Below are 13,544 nucleotides of genomic sequence, written 5' to 3'. Positions count from 1 at the left end.
CTCAGGCCAAGGCCCCGCCGCAGCTACTGCCCTGGCCCGCCGTACAGCCATAGCAGTGCTCGGCGGTGCGGATGCGCAAACCCTCGAGCGCATCGTGACCGAGGGAGGAGATATGGAGTCGCCGTGCGTCCCGCTCGAGCGCCAAACCAAGCATCTGATTGAAGTCGCAATCGAAGACGAAGCCCTGCCAATCGATGCTGATTAGATCGCGACACATGACGGCGTCGAGATTCTCCGCGCGATAGGCGCCCTTCAGAAGGGTCATATAGTCGGCGAACTGTCCGGTCGACTGGAGCAGACTGCCGAACCGCTTGATCGGCATGTTCGTGATGGTCAACAACCGACTGAAGACGATACCGTAACGCTCGCCGAGAACGGCCCGGTAATCGGCCTCCAAGACGCCCTGCGCGGGCGGCAGGGTCGGACCCTGCGGGTTGAACACCAGGTCCAGCTCGAGACCGCTGCCTTCGACGCCGTAGCCGAGACGGTTGAGTTGGCGCAGACCGGCGATGCTGGCCGCAAACACGCCGCTGCCGCGCTGGGTGTCGACATTGTCGGCCAGATAACAGGGCAAAGACGCGATCATGCGAACACCCTGCTCCGCCAGGAAGGCGCCGAGATCCTCATGACCGGGCTCCGAGAGGATCGTCAGGTTGCAGCGATCGAGCACCTCAGCACCCCGGCGCCGACCCTCGCGCGCCAGACGACGAAACTCCGGATGCATCTCGGGCGCACCGCCGGTGATGTCGAGCGTGCGCACCGGATGCCGGTCCATGAACGCAAGCACCGCCTCGACCGTCTCCTCGCTCATCGACTCGGAGCGCTTCGGCCCCGCATCGACATGACAGTGACGACAGCTCTGGTTACAGCGATAGCCCAGGTTGATCTGCAGGGTCTGGAGACGACGCCGGTCGATCGCAGGAAAGTCGGACGGGAAGAGCAACGGCAGGGAATCCAACATGCGCACTCCGGGATGATCGTGGGGAAGGGTTACAGGGCTTGTTTCGAGACGCCGGCACGGTGCACAATGCGCCGTCGGCAACGTTAATCCCTGGACAAAGTCGGGGCGGATCTTCGCCGAAACAATCGGACACACGGGGCCGTAGCTCAGCTGGGAGAGCGCCGCGTTCGCAATGCGGAGGTCAGGGGTTCGATCCCCCTCGGCTCCACCAAACGACCGTGTCATGCCGTTCGCAGATATCGAAGAACCCGCCCGAGTGCGGGTTTTTCTTTGCCCGTACTGTCGCAACTCCCGGATGACTGCATCGATGGATGCCGGCCCCTTGGTGATCCCACCGCATGCGACCGTTTTCGGGTTCTCCCTGCGCCGCTCGGGGGGCCACCTGTCACGCTCCGTAATGCTGCCCGAGCTGGGTCTGCTGTTTGCGGCCGTTCCCGTCACCGCCGGGCGGGCGGACTACCGCGCCGCCATTCTGGACGAGAATGTGCTGGGTAAGCCAACCTTCTCGAGTCGCCAAAAGAGCGTAAAGCATCTCTACGAGCTGTACGGGCTCGACCCGGCGCTTGCCCTGTTCCGGTTGCTGCGTCGGTTCGCCGCGGAAGACCCCGCGTCGCTGCCGCTGCTGGCCCTGACCTGCGCGTTTTGTCGAGACCCCCAGTTGCGGGACAGCTTCGCCGTGATCGAAACCCTCAAACCCGGTGAGGTCCTCACCCGCGCGCAGATGGTGGCGTACCTGGAAGAGGTTTACCCCGAGCGCTTCAGCTCAGTCATGCTGTCCAGCCTCGCCACCCGTCTCGGCGTCACCTGGGCGGCAACCGGCCACCTGAAGGGAACCGCATCGCGGACCCGAGCACTTCCCGTCCCGACCCCGGCCGCCTGCAGCTACGCCATGTGCGCCGGCTATCTGCTGGGCCTGCGCGGGGAGCTGCTGATATCCTCGGTCTTCACCCGCTTGGTGGGAGCCGATCCCTCCAGCGTCCTGTCGCACCTCGTCGTCGGCTCGCGCAACGACTGGCTGCGCCTACGTCACGGCGGCGGGGTCACGGAGATCGATTTCTCGGGCCTTCTGCTACCGAACGAGGAGGCGTTGTTGAATGGCACGCATTGACCAACTGCTGGCGAGCTACCGCCGCCACGTCTCGCTCACCCCGCGCGACAACCTCCCCTTGAGCCAGCGGGTCTGGTTCATCGTGTACCCGCCCGAGGACGAGCGCCGCCTGGTGAATCGCATCCCGGAGTTCGAGATCGCCACGCGCGACGAGGGTCTCGACTGGCGACGGATCGATCTCGGCGGCGCGTTCGCCGACTGGATGGACACCTTCGATCCCGACGAGCGCACCGACTGCCTCGCGGCCCCCGACATCGTCGAGACCTATGCCGACCCCGGTTTCGTCGAGGACCTCGTCGAGCGGCTCAGGGGCGAGCTGGCAGGGGTGCCGGCCGCGGACGCGGTCCATACCGTCTTCGCCGTCTCGGGGCTGATGGAGTTGTATGACTTCGTCCACGTCTCCGCTCTCCTCGAGGCCCTGGACAGCCACTTGCCGGGCATCGTCGTGCTCTTCTTCCCGGGCGAGCGCGAGGGCAACACCTATCGCTTCCTCGGTGCCCGCACCGGCTGGAATTATCTCGCCACCCCGATCCTCACGGACGACTGACCATGCAAAACCGAGAGCTGTTCGTTAAAGACCCCCTGGCCTGGCAGATCGCCAACGAGGGCGTCTCCAGCAACAATGTCGAAGATCTCGATACCCTGCGCTACGAGCTGGAGACCTTTGTCTGCCAAGGTGAATACCAAGCGGGCCTCGCCAAGATCCTGCAGGGGTTTCTCGACAACCTGGACAAAGAGCAACGGGCGGCCTGGGTCAGCGGATTCTTCGGCTGCGGAAAATCGCATCTGGTGAAGGTGCTGCGCTACCTCTGGAACGATTTCGCGCTGTCGGACGGCGTGACGGCGCGCACCCTGGCGACCCTGCCGCAAGACATCATGGAGCTGCTCAAAGAGCTGAGCACGCGCGGCAAGCAGGGGGTTGGACTCCACAGCGCCGGGGGCACCATGAAGGCCGGCGTGGGTAGCGTGCGCCTGCGCCTCGCCGGCATCGTCCTGCTGTCGGTCGGTCTGCCCGAGAACCTGTCGGTGGCCCGCCTGCTGATGGACCTGCGCGACGAGGGGACGCTCGCGGACATCCAGGAGCGCATCCGCCTGGCGGGGAAAGACCCGGAGCAGGAGTTAGGCCGGCTGTATACCTCCCGCGCACTGCACGAGGCGTACCTCGCCCACAACCCCCATCTGGGCGACATCAAGAACGTCAGCGAGGCCCTGCGCGCCCAGTATCCCGCCAAGCTCGACGAGATCAGCATCGACGAGATGCTCCTCGTCGTGCGCCGCGCCTTGACGCGCAACGGCCAACTGCCCTGCACCGTGATCGTTCTGGACGAGGTCCAGCAATTCATCAACAACAACCCCGACATCGCCCATGACGTGCAGGAGGTGGTGGAGGCCCTGTCCAAGGAACTGGACGGCCGGGTGCTGGTGGTCGGCACCGGCCAGAGCGCACTGACCGACACGCCGGCCCTGCAACGCCTGATGGGGCGCTTCACCACCAAGGTCCACCTCAAGGACAACGATGTCGAGAAGGTCGTCCGCACCGTGGTGCTGCAGAAGAAGGAGCAGGCCAAGGCCCGGATCAGTGACCTGATCTCCAAGCGTTCCGGCGAGATCAGCCGTCAGCTCAAGGCCACGCGCCTCGCCGCCCGCGCCGAGGACGACGCGAGCTATGTCCCGGACTATCCCCTGCTGCCGGTGCGCCGCCGGTTCTGGCAACAGGTTCTGCACAGCTGCGACCCCAGCGGCAGCGCCGCTCAGATGCGCACCCAACTGCGCGTCACCCACGAGGCATGCCGCTTGGTGGCCGAGCGGCCGGTCGGCGCCATCATCCCCGCGGATTTCATCTACGACCAGCAGGCCAACGAGCTGGTCATCTCCGGGGAGCTGCAAAAGCGCTTCCAGGAGATCATCGAGGAGCAGAAGACCCGCCCGGACGGCGCCCTGCGCAGCCGCATCTGTGCCCTGGTGTTCCTCATCAACAAGCTGCCCCGCGAGGGGGCGGACAGCGGGGTGCGGGCCACCCCCGAGCACCTGGCCGATCTGCTCACCGATGACCTGGGCGACTCCGCCACCACGCTGCGCGCCACGGTGCCGGGCCTGGTCCAGGATTTGGTCAGCGACGGCGTCCTGATGGAGATCGAGGACGAGTACCACCTTCAGACCACCGAAGGCGCCGCCTGGGAGTCCGAGTTCCGCCGCCGGCGCACCGCGCTCCTGAACAACGAGCCTCAGCTCGCGGCCCAGCGCGGCCAATTGCTCTCCAAGGCCGTTCAGGCGGCACTCGCCGGGGTCAATGTCCTGCACGGTGCCGCGCGGGTGAAGCGCAAGGTCACACCGCACCACGGCATGAGCCCACCGCCGGTCAGCGACGACCTGACGGTCTGGGTGCGCGACGGCTTTCAGGAATCCGAGACGGCCGTCATCCAGGACATCCAGCAGCGCAGCGTCGCCGACGCGACCATCCATGTCCTGATCCCCAAGATCAAAGCGGACGCGCTCAAGAACGCCCTGGCCAGCGCGCTGGCCACCGAGGAGACACTCAACTTCAAGGGCCAGCCAAGCGGGGAGGAGGGCAAGGAGGCGCGCCGGGCCATGGTGACCCGCAAGGCGCGCGAAGAGGCCAAGGTCGAGTCACTGGTGAGCGAGATCGTCATCGGCGCGCGGCTCTTCCTCTCCGGCGGGCAGGAGCGACCGGTGAATGCGCTGAAGGACGCCACCGAAGAGGCCGCACGGGACGTGCTCGACCGGCTCTATCCACAGTTTCATGTCGCGGACTTCTCCAACTGGCAGACCGTCTTGAAGCAGGCGAAGGACGGCAGCGCGGGTGCGCTCGGTGCGGTCAATCACGCGGGCGACCCCCACAAACACCCGGTCACCGCCGCCATCCTGAGCCATGTGGGTGCCGGCAAGAAGGGCTCCGAGATCGTCGCCCACTTCGGCGGTGGCAGCTTCGGTTGGCCCAAGGACGCGGTCCAGGCCGGAATCGCTGTACTCATGGTTAGCGGCCACCTGGGCGCCCGCACCCAGGGTCAACCGGTCAAGCTCGCCGACCTCGACCAGCACAAGATGGGCCAAGCGGACTTCCGGGTCGAACACCCGGTCCTCACCGCCATCCAGAAGCTCAAGATCAAAAAGCTCTTCCAGGCCGCGGGGCACAAGTTCCAGCCCGGCGACGAGGCCGGCGCCGCCCCCGGCTTCGTCAACCTGCTCGCAGACCTGGCCCGAAGCGCCGGGGGCAACCCGCCGGCACCCGCCGCACCCCAGGCCCCGGAGGTCACCGCCCTGCAAGGGCTCAGCGGGAACGACCTGCTCTTCGGCTTGCATGAGAAGGCCGACGTCTTGACCCAGCGCATCGCCGACTGGAAGGTGACCGCCGACAAGATCGCACAGCGTGCCCCGGCCTTCAGCCTCGCCGAGCAGTTGCTCGACCAGGCGGCCGGCATCGCGGGCATGGACGCCGAGGCGTCCACCCTGGAGGCCATCCGCGCCAACCGCTCACTGCTGGACGATCCGGACCCCACCGGCACGGTCCTCAAGGCCGTCGGGACGGCCCTGCGCGGCGCACTGACCCAGGCCCAGGGCCGGTACGCCGCCACACTCGCCGCGGAGCAGGCCAAGCTCGACGCCCATCCCACCTGGAGCGCCTTGCCGCAGTCTAAGCAGGCGGCGCTGCTCCAGGCCGCAGGGATCAACCCGCTCCCCATGCCGGCTACCGACTCCGACGAGGACCTGCTTGCAGCGCTCAAGACCCGCGACCTGTCCGCCTGGCAGACCCTCACCGACGCGCTGCCGACCCGTTTCGACCAGGCCCTGGCCGCCGCCATCAAAGAGGCCGAGCCCAAAGCGCAGCGGGTGTCTCTGCCGGGCGCAACCATCCATGACGAGGCCGAGCTGGAGGATTGGCTGGCCGCAGCCCGCGCCGAGATCGCGTCCGCACTGGAGCAAGGGCCTGTGATTCTCTAACAAGAAGCCCGGATGTCTCGTTTCGATCCAAGCGTCACTTGGACCACGTGCGTCCAACGTACTAACATAGAAGCCACCGACCTCGACCTCAGCAGATCAAGTATGTCATCCACCGTTAAGTACAGCGGTACGCCGCCCCCGGAACGCCCTGCCCGCGCTGCGCGCTCCGCGCGCTTGGGCCTGCGTGCCACTCCCGAGCAAGAGCGGGTGCTGCGCCGTGCCGCCGAGGTGGCCCACAAATCCCTCACCGACTTCATCTTGGACAGCGCCTGCCAGGCGGCGGAACAAACCCTGCTCGACCAGCGCCTGTTTCTGGTTTCCGGCGTCGAGTATCAGGCACTTCTGGACCTGCTGGACCGACCCGCGCAGGACAACCCGGGCCTACGTGATCTCTTCTCCCGTGCCGACCCCTGGGAGACGCAGTGAGCCTGGATGCGCCGCAGCCGCTGGAGACGTTCCATCGGACCGACACCTTCGACTGCGGCAAACCGGCGCTCGACATCTGGCTCGCGCGTCACGCCCGCCAAGCCCGGGCGAGCGGCTCGGCCAACACCTTCGTCGTAGCGGACACGGATCGCGTCATCGGTTACTACAGCCTGACCGTCGGCCAGATCGACTGCCTCGACGCCCCGCAGCGGATCCGTCAGGGAATGGGCCAGCACCCGATCCCCGTCGTTATCCTGGCCCGGCTGGCCGTGTCCCGCGAGGGCCAGGGCCGGGGCATCGGCTCGGGGATGCTGCGCGATGCGATCCGCCGCACCCTGACCATCGCCGAGCAGGTCGGCATTCGTGCCCTGCTGACGCACCCGATCGACGACTCGGCAGCCCGCTTTTATGCACGGTTCGGTTTCATGCAGTCACCGCTGCACGAACAGCAATGGCTGCTCCTGCTCAAGGATGCGCGGCGCCAGCTCGCCAAGGTGTGACATCAATCCATGACCCCGGAAAAATCCGGATAAGACAAGCGCACCATATCCAACAGCCACAAGGCACCTAAAGCATCGCAAGGAACCTAGACATGCCCGGCACCCTGACCAAGGACCAGCGCTCGACCTTGGAGAAGATCACCCTCAAAGCCCGCGAAGCGGCAGAGGTCGCGGCCCGTGCCGCCTTGGACAATCTGGCGGTCCATGAAGAGCGGCCGCGCGCCCATCTGGGCGAAGACCAGCGCCGCCTGCGCAACCGCCTGCGCGCCCGCGGCCGAGCGCTGGGGGATCGGCTGGACCCGGGCGGCACCCAGGCCATCGACCAGCTCGCCGAGGCCACCGCCTACGTGCACTGGCATCGGCTGCTCTTCACCCGTTTTCTGGCCGAGAACCACGTGCTGCACACCAGCGCAGAGCACGGCAACGTCCCCGTCACGCTGGAGGAGTGCGACGAGCTGGCCCCGGAGCTCTTTCCCGACGGGGGCGCCCGCGACGGCTTCGACTTGGCCTGCCGCTTCGCCGCCGAGACCCTGCCCGGCATCTTCCGACTGGACGACCCGGTGCTCGATCTGCGCCTGGCGCCCAACCACGAGGTCCAACTGCGCCGCCTGCTCGACGAGCTGCCCGCCGAGATCTTCCGCACCGACGATGCGCTGGGCTGGACCTATCAGTTCTGGCAGGCCAAGCGCAAGGAAGAGGTGAACAAGTCCGGGGTCAAGATCGGCGCCCGCGAGCTGCTGCCTGTCACGCAACTGTTCACCGAGGATTACATGGTGGACTTCCTGCTCGACAACACACTCGGCGCCTGGCACGCCGGCAAAGTCCTCGCCGCGAATCCCACGCTGGCCAAAACCGCAAAGAGCGAAGAAGAGCTCCGCCAAGCCGTCGCCCTGCCGGACTGCCCATGGCGCTATCTGCGTTTCATCCAAGGCGAGGACGGCAACTGGGCACCCGCTGCCGGTACATTCGACGGCTGGCCGGAATCCGCGAGCGCCCTCAAGTGCCTCGACCCCTGCATGGGCAGCGGACACTTCGTGGTGGCGATGTTCGCGCGCCTGGTCGCCCTGCGCTTGGCCGAGGAGGATCTGGACGAAGCGGGGGCGGTGGCGGCGGTCATCCGCGACAACCTGTTCGGCCTGGAGATCGACCCGCGCTGCACCCAGATCGGCGCATTTAACCTGGCCCTGGCCGCGTGGCGGCGCGTGGGCTACTGCATGCTGCCGCCGATGAATCTGGCCTGCTCCGGCCTCGCGCCGAATACCCGCGAAGCCGACTGGCTGGCGATGGCCGGGGACGATGAGAAGCTCAGAAACGGCATGGAGCGGCTTTACCGGCTGTTCCAACAGGCGGCGGTGCTGGGCAGTCTCATCAATCCGCGCGCCGGTGAAGGCGATTTGCTGGAGGCCGGGTTCCATGAACTCCAGCCGCTGCTGGAGAAAGCGCTGGCGCAGGAGACGAACGACGACCCTGCGTATGAAATGGCCGTGACCGCGCGCGGCCTTGCAAAGGCTGCGGAAATTCTTGCTGGGCATTTCACGCTTACGGCAACCAACGTGCCTTTTCTGGCTCGTGGTAAGCAGGAAGCAACATTGTGCAACTTCATTGAGAAAAAGTTCGCTGCTGGAAAAGCAGAACTTTCCACCGCATTCGTCCTCCGCTGCCTTGATTTTTGCGCAGAAGGCGGAACTACAACTCTCGTTACACCGCAGAATTGGCTATTCTTGAGATCCTATCAAAAACTTCGTGTTGAACTTATCCGTAATTTCAAATGGGACTGGGTGGCACGTCTGGGACCGAAGGCTTTTCAAACCCCGATGTGGGATTTCAACATCAGCCTCTTTTCCTTGACCCGTGAGCAGCCGTTTCTTGAGAGTGCTTTCGCCGGCATCGATGTTTCTGACCAGAGCGCCCCAAATGAGAAATGCCACTTCCTTCGCAATAGATCTTTTCACATCTCAACTCAAGCGTATCAATTAAAAAATCCGGACGCAGCTATCATTCTTTCCGATCAAAAAAAATGCGCCCTCCTAAATGAAAAGAGCACTCCAAATAAAGGATTGAGCACGAACGATGATTCACGCTTTGTGCGTGTCTTTTGGGAGACACCAATCATATCAAACGGGTGGGATTTTCACCAAAGCGCTGTTAAGCAGGCTTCTTTTTATTCTGGACGTTCAAACATAATTCTATTCGAGGATGGACACGGATCCCTTCGAGACCTGAATGCCTCTCAAGACAGAGATCGGAAACGTGACCTGCAGGGCGCAAATGCATGGGGGAGGCAGGGGGTGGCAATTAGCCTAATGTCATCCTTGAATCCGACTCTATATACTGGCGAACGCTTTGATACGAACGTAGCAGCTCTTATCCCGATTTCCGAAGATCTAATAGCCCCGATTTGGTGCTATTGCGCTAGTGGCGATTTCGCGGTTGATGTTAGAAAGATCAATCAGAAACTCAGTGTAGCTGATTCAACGATCACAAAAGTCCCCTTCGACCTAGCCCACTGGCGAAAGGTGGCGACGGAGAACTATCCGCACGGACTGCCGAAGCCATTTTCAAGTGACCCGACTCAATGGCTCTTCAACGGCCACCCCAAGGGCTCCGACGCACCGCTCCAGGTCGCCGTCGCCCGGCTCCTCGGCTACCGCTGGCCGCGCCAGACCGGCAGCGAGTTCCCCGACTGCCCCGCCCTCGATCCCGACGACCTGGAGTCTCATGCGGACGCGGACAGTATCGTTTGCCTGACTGCCATCAATCGGGAGCTGCCCGCGGCGGTAAGGCTGCGCGCCCTGCTCGCCGCCGCCTTCGACGCGGACTGGACCAACGGCACCGAACGGGACCTGCTGGCCGCGACCGGCGCCAAGCAGACCAACCTGGAAGACTGGCTGCAGGACGCCTTCTTCGAGCAACACTGCAAGCTCTTCCACAACCGCCCCTTCATCTGGCACCTCTGGGACGGCCGCAAGGACGGCTTCCATGCCTTGGTGAACTACCACCGGCTGGATCGGGCCAATCTGGAGAAGCTCACCTACAGCTACCTGGGCGACTGGATTCGCCAGCAGGACGCGGACGCCAAGGCCGACAAGCCCGGCGCCGCCGAACGCCTGGGCGCCGCCCGCGAGTTGGAGACCGAACTGGTCGCGATCCTGGAGGGCGAGCCGCCCTATGACCTCTTCATCCGCTGGAAGCCGCTCGCCGAGCAGCCCTTGGGCTGGCAGCCGGACATCAACGACGGCGTGCGCCTCAACATCCGCCCATTCATGCAGGCCCGCGACCTCGGCAAGAAGGGCGCCGGCATCCTGCGCGCCAAGCCGAACATCAAATGGGACAAAGACCGCGGCACCGAACCCCACCGCGACAAGTCCGACTACCCCTGGTTCTGGCACTTAGAGGAGCCTCCGCTCGCCTGCCCCGGCGGCCCCGAATTCACCGGCAACCGCTGGAATAATGTCCACCTGACCCTGGCCCGCAAACGGGTCGCCCGCCAGAGTTTGAGTACGGAATCGGTTGAGAGCATTGTCGATTGCGCGTTGGACGACTTCGCGTCTAATCAAGGTACACGTACATGACAGAATCCGAGCCACTGCTGCGAGTCAAGAGTATCCGGGTGGAAGGACTCTTCGAGCTATTCGATCACCGAGTCGATCTGAAGCTCGACGAGCGCGTCACGATACTGCATGGCCCGAATGGTGTCGGAAAGACCATGCTGTTGCGCATGAGCAGCGCTTTGCTTGAAGGAAGACTCAGCCTATTCCAACGGATCCCATTCCGTCGCTTCACCTTGGAACTGACCGACGACAGGCAGGTTGATTTGACACTGGCAGCGCCATCTCCCGCAAAGCCATCGAAGGCGGCGAGAAGGCGACATCGGCAGCCGCCGCGGATGCTGAGCCTGAAGCTCATTCGTGACGGAAAAGAGATCGATTGCTATGAGGTCCCTGCCAACCAAGACATGGCGACCCTGGCGGACGCCATCGCAACCCGATTCCCATGGGTACATCGCTACGGAGACGAGACATGGATCGATGAACGAGACGGGGCTGTCTTATTGCCGGCGGAAGAGATCGTTGCACGTTACTCGGATGAATTGCCCGCAAGCCTCGGACTGACGAGACGCGCTACTGATCCTGAATGGCTAAAGGAGCTGCGTGACAAGGTCAAGGTTCATTTCATCGCCGCACAGCGGTTGTTGCGTATCGATCCCGAAAGCCCTCGGAACTATCGTCCAAGCCCGCGAACACTCGCGACTGTCTTGGATTATGCACGCGACCTCAAGTCAAAGATCAACGATACAATGGCCCGTTATGGCCAACAGTCGCAGACCCTTGATCAATCATTCCCGCAGCGGCTTCTTACCAATCGGGCAGCGACTCTACCTCCGGATGCCCTCAAGGAGCGCATGGAGAAGCTAGATGAGCGCCGCAATGGTTTGAAGAGTATCGGCTTACTGGATAAGCTGGACAGCCATCCGTTCGACACCGCGGCGTTGGATACGCTTGAGCCGACCCAGTTGAGCGTCATGGCGCTCTACGTCGAAGATACGGAATGCAAGCTGTCCGAATTGGATGATCTTGCCCGCAGGACACGGCTCTTGCTGGACAAGGTGAACCAAAAGTTCCACCACAAGCAGATTCGCATCGACCGTGAGTTCGGGCTCGTCGCGGAAAGCGAAAAGGGTAGACCACTGGAGCTTGACGCACTGTCGTCAGGTGAGCAGCATGAGTTGGTGTTGATTTACGATCTCTTGTTTCGGGTGCGCCAGAATACCCTGGTCCTGATTGACGAGCCTGAGCTCTCATTGCATGTCGCCTGGCAGAAACGCTTCTTGCCGGACCTCCTGGAAATCGTTGCGACCGCCGAATTCGATGTCCTGATGGCGACCCATTCGCCCTTTATCGTGGGTGATCGATCGGACCTCATGATCGGATTAGACGCGGAGCTGGTATGACGCTGCTCGGCCACAAGGATGCCGGTATCGTCGCCACCGAGGTGATCATGACGCGCCAACTCCATGGCGGCAGCTTTTTGATCGTCGAGGGCGAGGACGACCACAAGTTCTGGAGTCCGAGGGTTGCGCCCGGTCAGTGTGAGCTCGTCATCGGCAATGGCAAGCCGAACGTAGAGGGCGCAATCGCCCGCTTGGACAGGTCCCGCTTCCGCGGCGCGCTCGGTGTCGTGGACGATGATTTCGACGTTCTGACGGGGCGCCCCCGCCCGTCGCCTAATCTGATCGCTACGGACACCCACGATTTGGAGTGCACGTTGATTCGATCCCCTGCTTTGGAGCGCGTTCTGGCGGAGCTTGGCACTATGGCGAAGATCCGTGAGCTGGAAGATCGCCAAGGTCAATCGATTCGGGGTGCCATCCTGGAGCGCGGACTGGAGTTCGGCCGGCTGCGTTGGGTGGCGCAGCACCGGGGCTGGGAGATCCCGTTTGAAAAGCTCGGACCAGAACGTTTTCTGAAACGCGAGACCTGGTTGGTCTTGCGGAACGAGCTACATGCTGCAGCGGTAGAGACCGGCGCGGTCCCATCCATCGGCGATCTGCGTGCGGCATTGGAAACGCTCCCGGTCGCTGATCCTTGGTTAGTCTGCCAAGGTCACGACTTGGTGAGCATCCTGCGTATCGGCCTGATGCGGATGCTGGGTAGTCTCAAGTCAAGCAAGGGCGTAGACGACATCGCGGCCATGCTGCGCAGCGCTTTCGACGATCAACAGCTCCACGGCGGCCATTTCGGCGCCGCGATACGCGGCTGGGAGCAGGCGAACACGCCTTATCTGGTGCTCTAGTTTGGTCGGCGGCCCGACGCAGTGCGGCGTTGGTCGTAGAGCTTCATATTCTCGATGTCGACTTTCCTTGCGGGGTCTGCCTTTGAGAATGGCCGGTAGATGCCCTCGACCGCCGAGGAGCTGGCCGCAGAAACCCGCAACCCGGCGCGCCGTGTCGCGGGATCGCGCAGGTAAGGGTTAGTTTCGAGTAGTGATTTCGACATGTCGGCGACCTCGTGATCGCTGGACGGATCGCGGTGGAAGAATGATCGCACAGACCGCCGAAGGTCGTCCGACACCAGGAAATAAAGAGCAAAACTGAAAACACTTCGAGTCGCCGATCACAACTGGCACATCTGGAGGTTTCGCGATGAAGGCAGCGGACGAGAACGGCATGGGGTCCAAAGACACGGATGCTTGCATTACCGTCCATCCGGATCTCTGCAACGGGCGCCCGACGATCCGCGGCCTGCGGATCACCGTCGAGACCATCATCGGTTTTCTGAGCGCCGGTGAATCTCCGGAAGAGATTCTGCGCCAGTACCCATCGCTGGAGCCGGCAGACATTGACGCCTGTATCGCTTTCGTCCTGGATTTGCAGTCTCGTCGGGGCGAGTTAGTCGGGCTGTCCGATGCATCAACGAAACAGTGCGACATCGCCGATCTGTTCGGCAAGGTGCAGCTCGACCCCGACTACGACTACAAGTCCCTGCGACAAGCGGCGAGCGTCCCGCCTCGCTGATCGCCGGGGCGGGACGCCCCTAAACATCCGAATCATGTCAACAACCGTACTTGAGCAGGTCATCGACCGACTCCG

General features: G+C 63.4%; 10 protein-coding genes and 1 tRNA gene. 10 read left to right on the top strand and 1 reads right to left on the bottom strand.

Annotation, left to right across the window (positions count from 1 at the left end; genetic code table 11):
* Window position 1: 1 nt before the first annotated feature.
* Window positions 2-961 (bottom strand): arsenosugar biosynthesis radical SAM (seleno)protein ArsS, encoded by a 960-nt coding sequence (gene arsS / locus KFB96_RS26115; RefSeq protein ID WP_213458366.1) that lies wholly within the window; start codon window positions 959-961, stop codon window positions 2-4.
* A gap of 135 nt (window positions 962-1,096) precedes the next feature.
* On the opposite strand from arsS, the gene KFB96_RS26110 reads away from it, so the two are divergent.
* From KFB96_RS26110 to KFB96_RS26065, 10 genes are all read left to right on the top strand, one after another.
* Window positions 1,097-1,172, top strand: a tRNA-Ala gene (locus KFB96_RS26110).
* 96 nt (window positions 1,173-1,268) lie between these two features.
* Window positions 1,269-2,069 (top strand): hypothetical protein, encoded by an 801-nt coding sequence (locus tag KFB96_RS26105; RefSeq protein WP_213458365.1) that lies wholly within the window; start codon window positions 1,269-1,271, stop codon window positions 2,067-2,069.
* On the top strand, window positions 2,056-2,616 hold the full coding sequence (locus tag KFB96_RS26100) for a hypothetical protein (protein ID WP_213458364.1): 561 nt from the start codon (window positions 2,056-2,058) through the stop codon (window positions 2,614-2,616). Before KFB96_RS26105 ends, KFB96_RS26100 begins: the two co-directional genes overlap by 14 nt.
* A gap of 2 nt (window positions 2,617-2,618) precedes the next feature.
* Entirely contained in the window at window positions 2,619-6,029 is a 3,411-nt protein-coding gene (gene brxC / locus KFB96_RS26095; protein WP_213458363.1) for a BREX system P-loop protein BrxC, read from the top strand.
* A 102-nt stretch (window positions 6,030-6,131) separates the two neighbouring features.
* On the top strand, window positions 6,132-6,455 hold the full coding sequence (locus KFB96_RS26090) for a DUF1778 domain-containing protein (protein ID WP_200387144.1): 324 nt from the start codon (window positions 6,132-6,134) through the stop codon (window positions 6,453-6,455).
* On the top strand, window positions 6,452-6,955 hold the full coding sequence (locus KFB96_RS26085; RefSeq protein WP_213458362.1) for a GNAT family N-acetyltransferase: 504 nt from the start codon (window positions 6,452-6,454) through the stop codon (window positions 6,953-6,955). Before KFB96_RS26090 ends, KFB96_RS26085 begins: the two co-directional genes overlap by 4 nt.
* A gap of 92 nt (window positions 6,956-7,047) precedes the next feature.
* On the top strand, window positions 7,048-10,527 hold the full coding sequence (locus KFB96_RS26080; protein ID WP_213458361.1) for an SAM-dependent DNA methyltransferase: 3,480 nt from the start codon (window positions 7,048-7,050) through the stop codon (window positions 10,525-10,527).
* Window positions 10,524-11,906 carry an AAA family ATPase gene (locus KFB96_RS26075; protein WP_213458360.1) on the top strand — a complete coding sequence of 461 codons (1,383 nt, stop codon included), beginning with the start codon at window positions 10,524-10,526 and terminating at the stop codon, window positions 11,904-11,906. Before KFB96_RS26080 ends, KFB96_RS26075 begins: the two co-directional genes overlap by 4 nt.
* Entirely contained in the window at window positions 11,903-12,748 is an 846-nt protein-coding gene (locus KFB96_RS26070; RefSeq protein WP_213458359.1) for a DUF4435 domain-containing protein, read from the top strand. The genes KFB96_RS26075 and KFB96_RS26070 overlap by 4 nt, the downstream gene beginning before the upstream one ends.
* 349 nt (window positions 12,749-13,097) lie before the next feature.
* A complete protein-coding gene (locus KFB96_RS26065; protein WP_300971188.1) occupies window positions 13,098-13,469 on the top strand; it encodes a DUF433 domain-containing protein in 372 nt (123 codons plus the stop codon).
* Window positions 13,470-13,544 lie beyond the last annotated feature (75 nt).

Origin of the sequence: Thiocapsa sp. (assembly GCF_018399035.1) — a bacterium.
GTDB lineage: Bacteria > Pseudomonadota > Gammaproteobacteria > Chromatiales > Chromatiaceae > Thiocapsa.
The sequence above is the reverse complement of the archived record's forward strand: the minus strand, read 5'-3'. Positions and strand labels throughout refer to the sequence as shown.

Excerpts from the sequence above, each read along its gene's own strand:
- arsS (WP_213458366.1), bottom strand. The coding sequence starts at position 961 with ATGTTGGATTCCCTGCCGTTGCTCTTCCCGTCCGACTTTCCTGCGATC.
- KFB96_RS26105 (WP_213458365.1), top strand. The coding sequence starts at position 1,269 with ATGGATGCCGGCCCCTTGGTGATCCCACCGCATGCGACCGTTTTCGGG.
- KFB96_RS26065 (WP_300971188.1), top strand. The coding sequence starts at position 13,098 with ATGAAGGCAGCGGACGAGAACGGCATGGGGTCCAAAGACACGGATGCT.
- KFB96_RS26075 (WP_213458360.1), top strand. The coding sequence starts at position 10,524 with ATGACAGAATCCGAGCCACTGCTGCGAGTCAAGAGTATCCGGGTGGAA.
- KFB96_RS26070 (WP_213458359.1), top strand. The coding sequence starts at position 11,903 with ATGACGCTGCTCGGCCACAAGGATGCCGGTATCGTCGCCACCGAGGTG.
- KFB96_RS26090 (WP_200387144.1), top strand. The coding sequence starts at position 6,132 with ATGTCATCCACCGTTAAGTACAGCGGTACGCCGCCCCCGGAACGCCCT.
- KFB96_RS26100 (WP_213458364.1), top strand. The coding sequence starts at position 2,056 with ATGGCACGCATTGACCAACTGCTGGCGAGCTACCGCCGCCACGTCTCG.
- brxC (WP_213458363.1), top strand. The coding sequence starts at position 2,619 with ATGCAAAACCGAGAGCTGTTCGTTAAAGACCCCCTGGCCTGGCAGATC.
- KFB96_RS26080 (WP_213458361.1), top strand. The coding sequence starts at position 7,048 with ATGCCCGGCACCCTGACCAAGGACCAGCGCTCGACCTTGGAGAAGATC.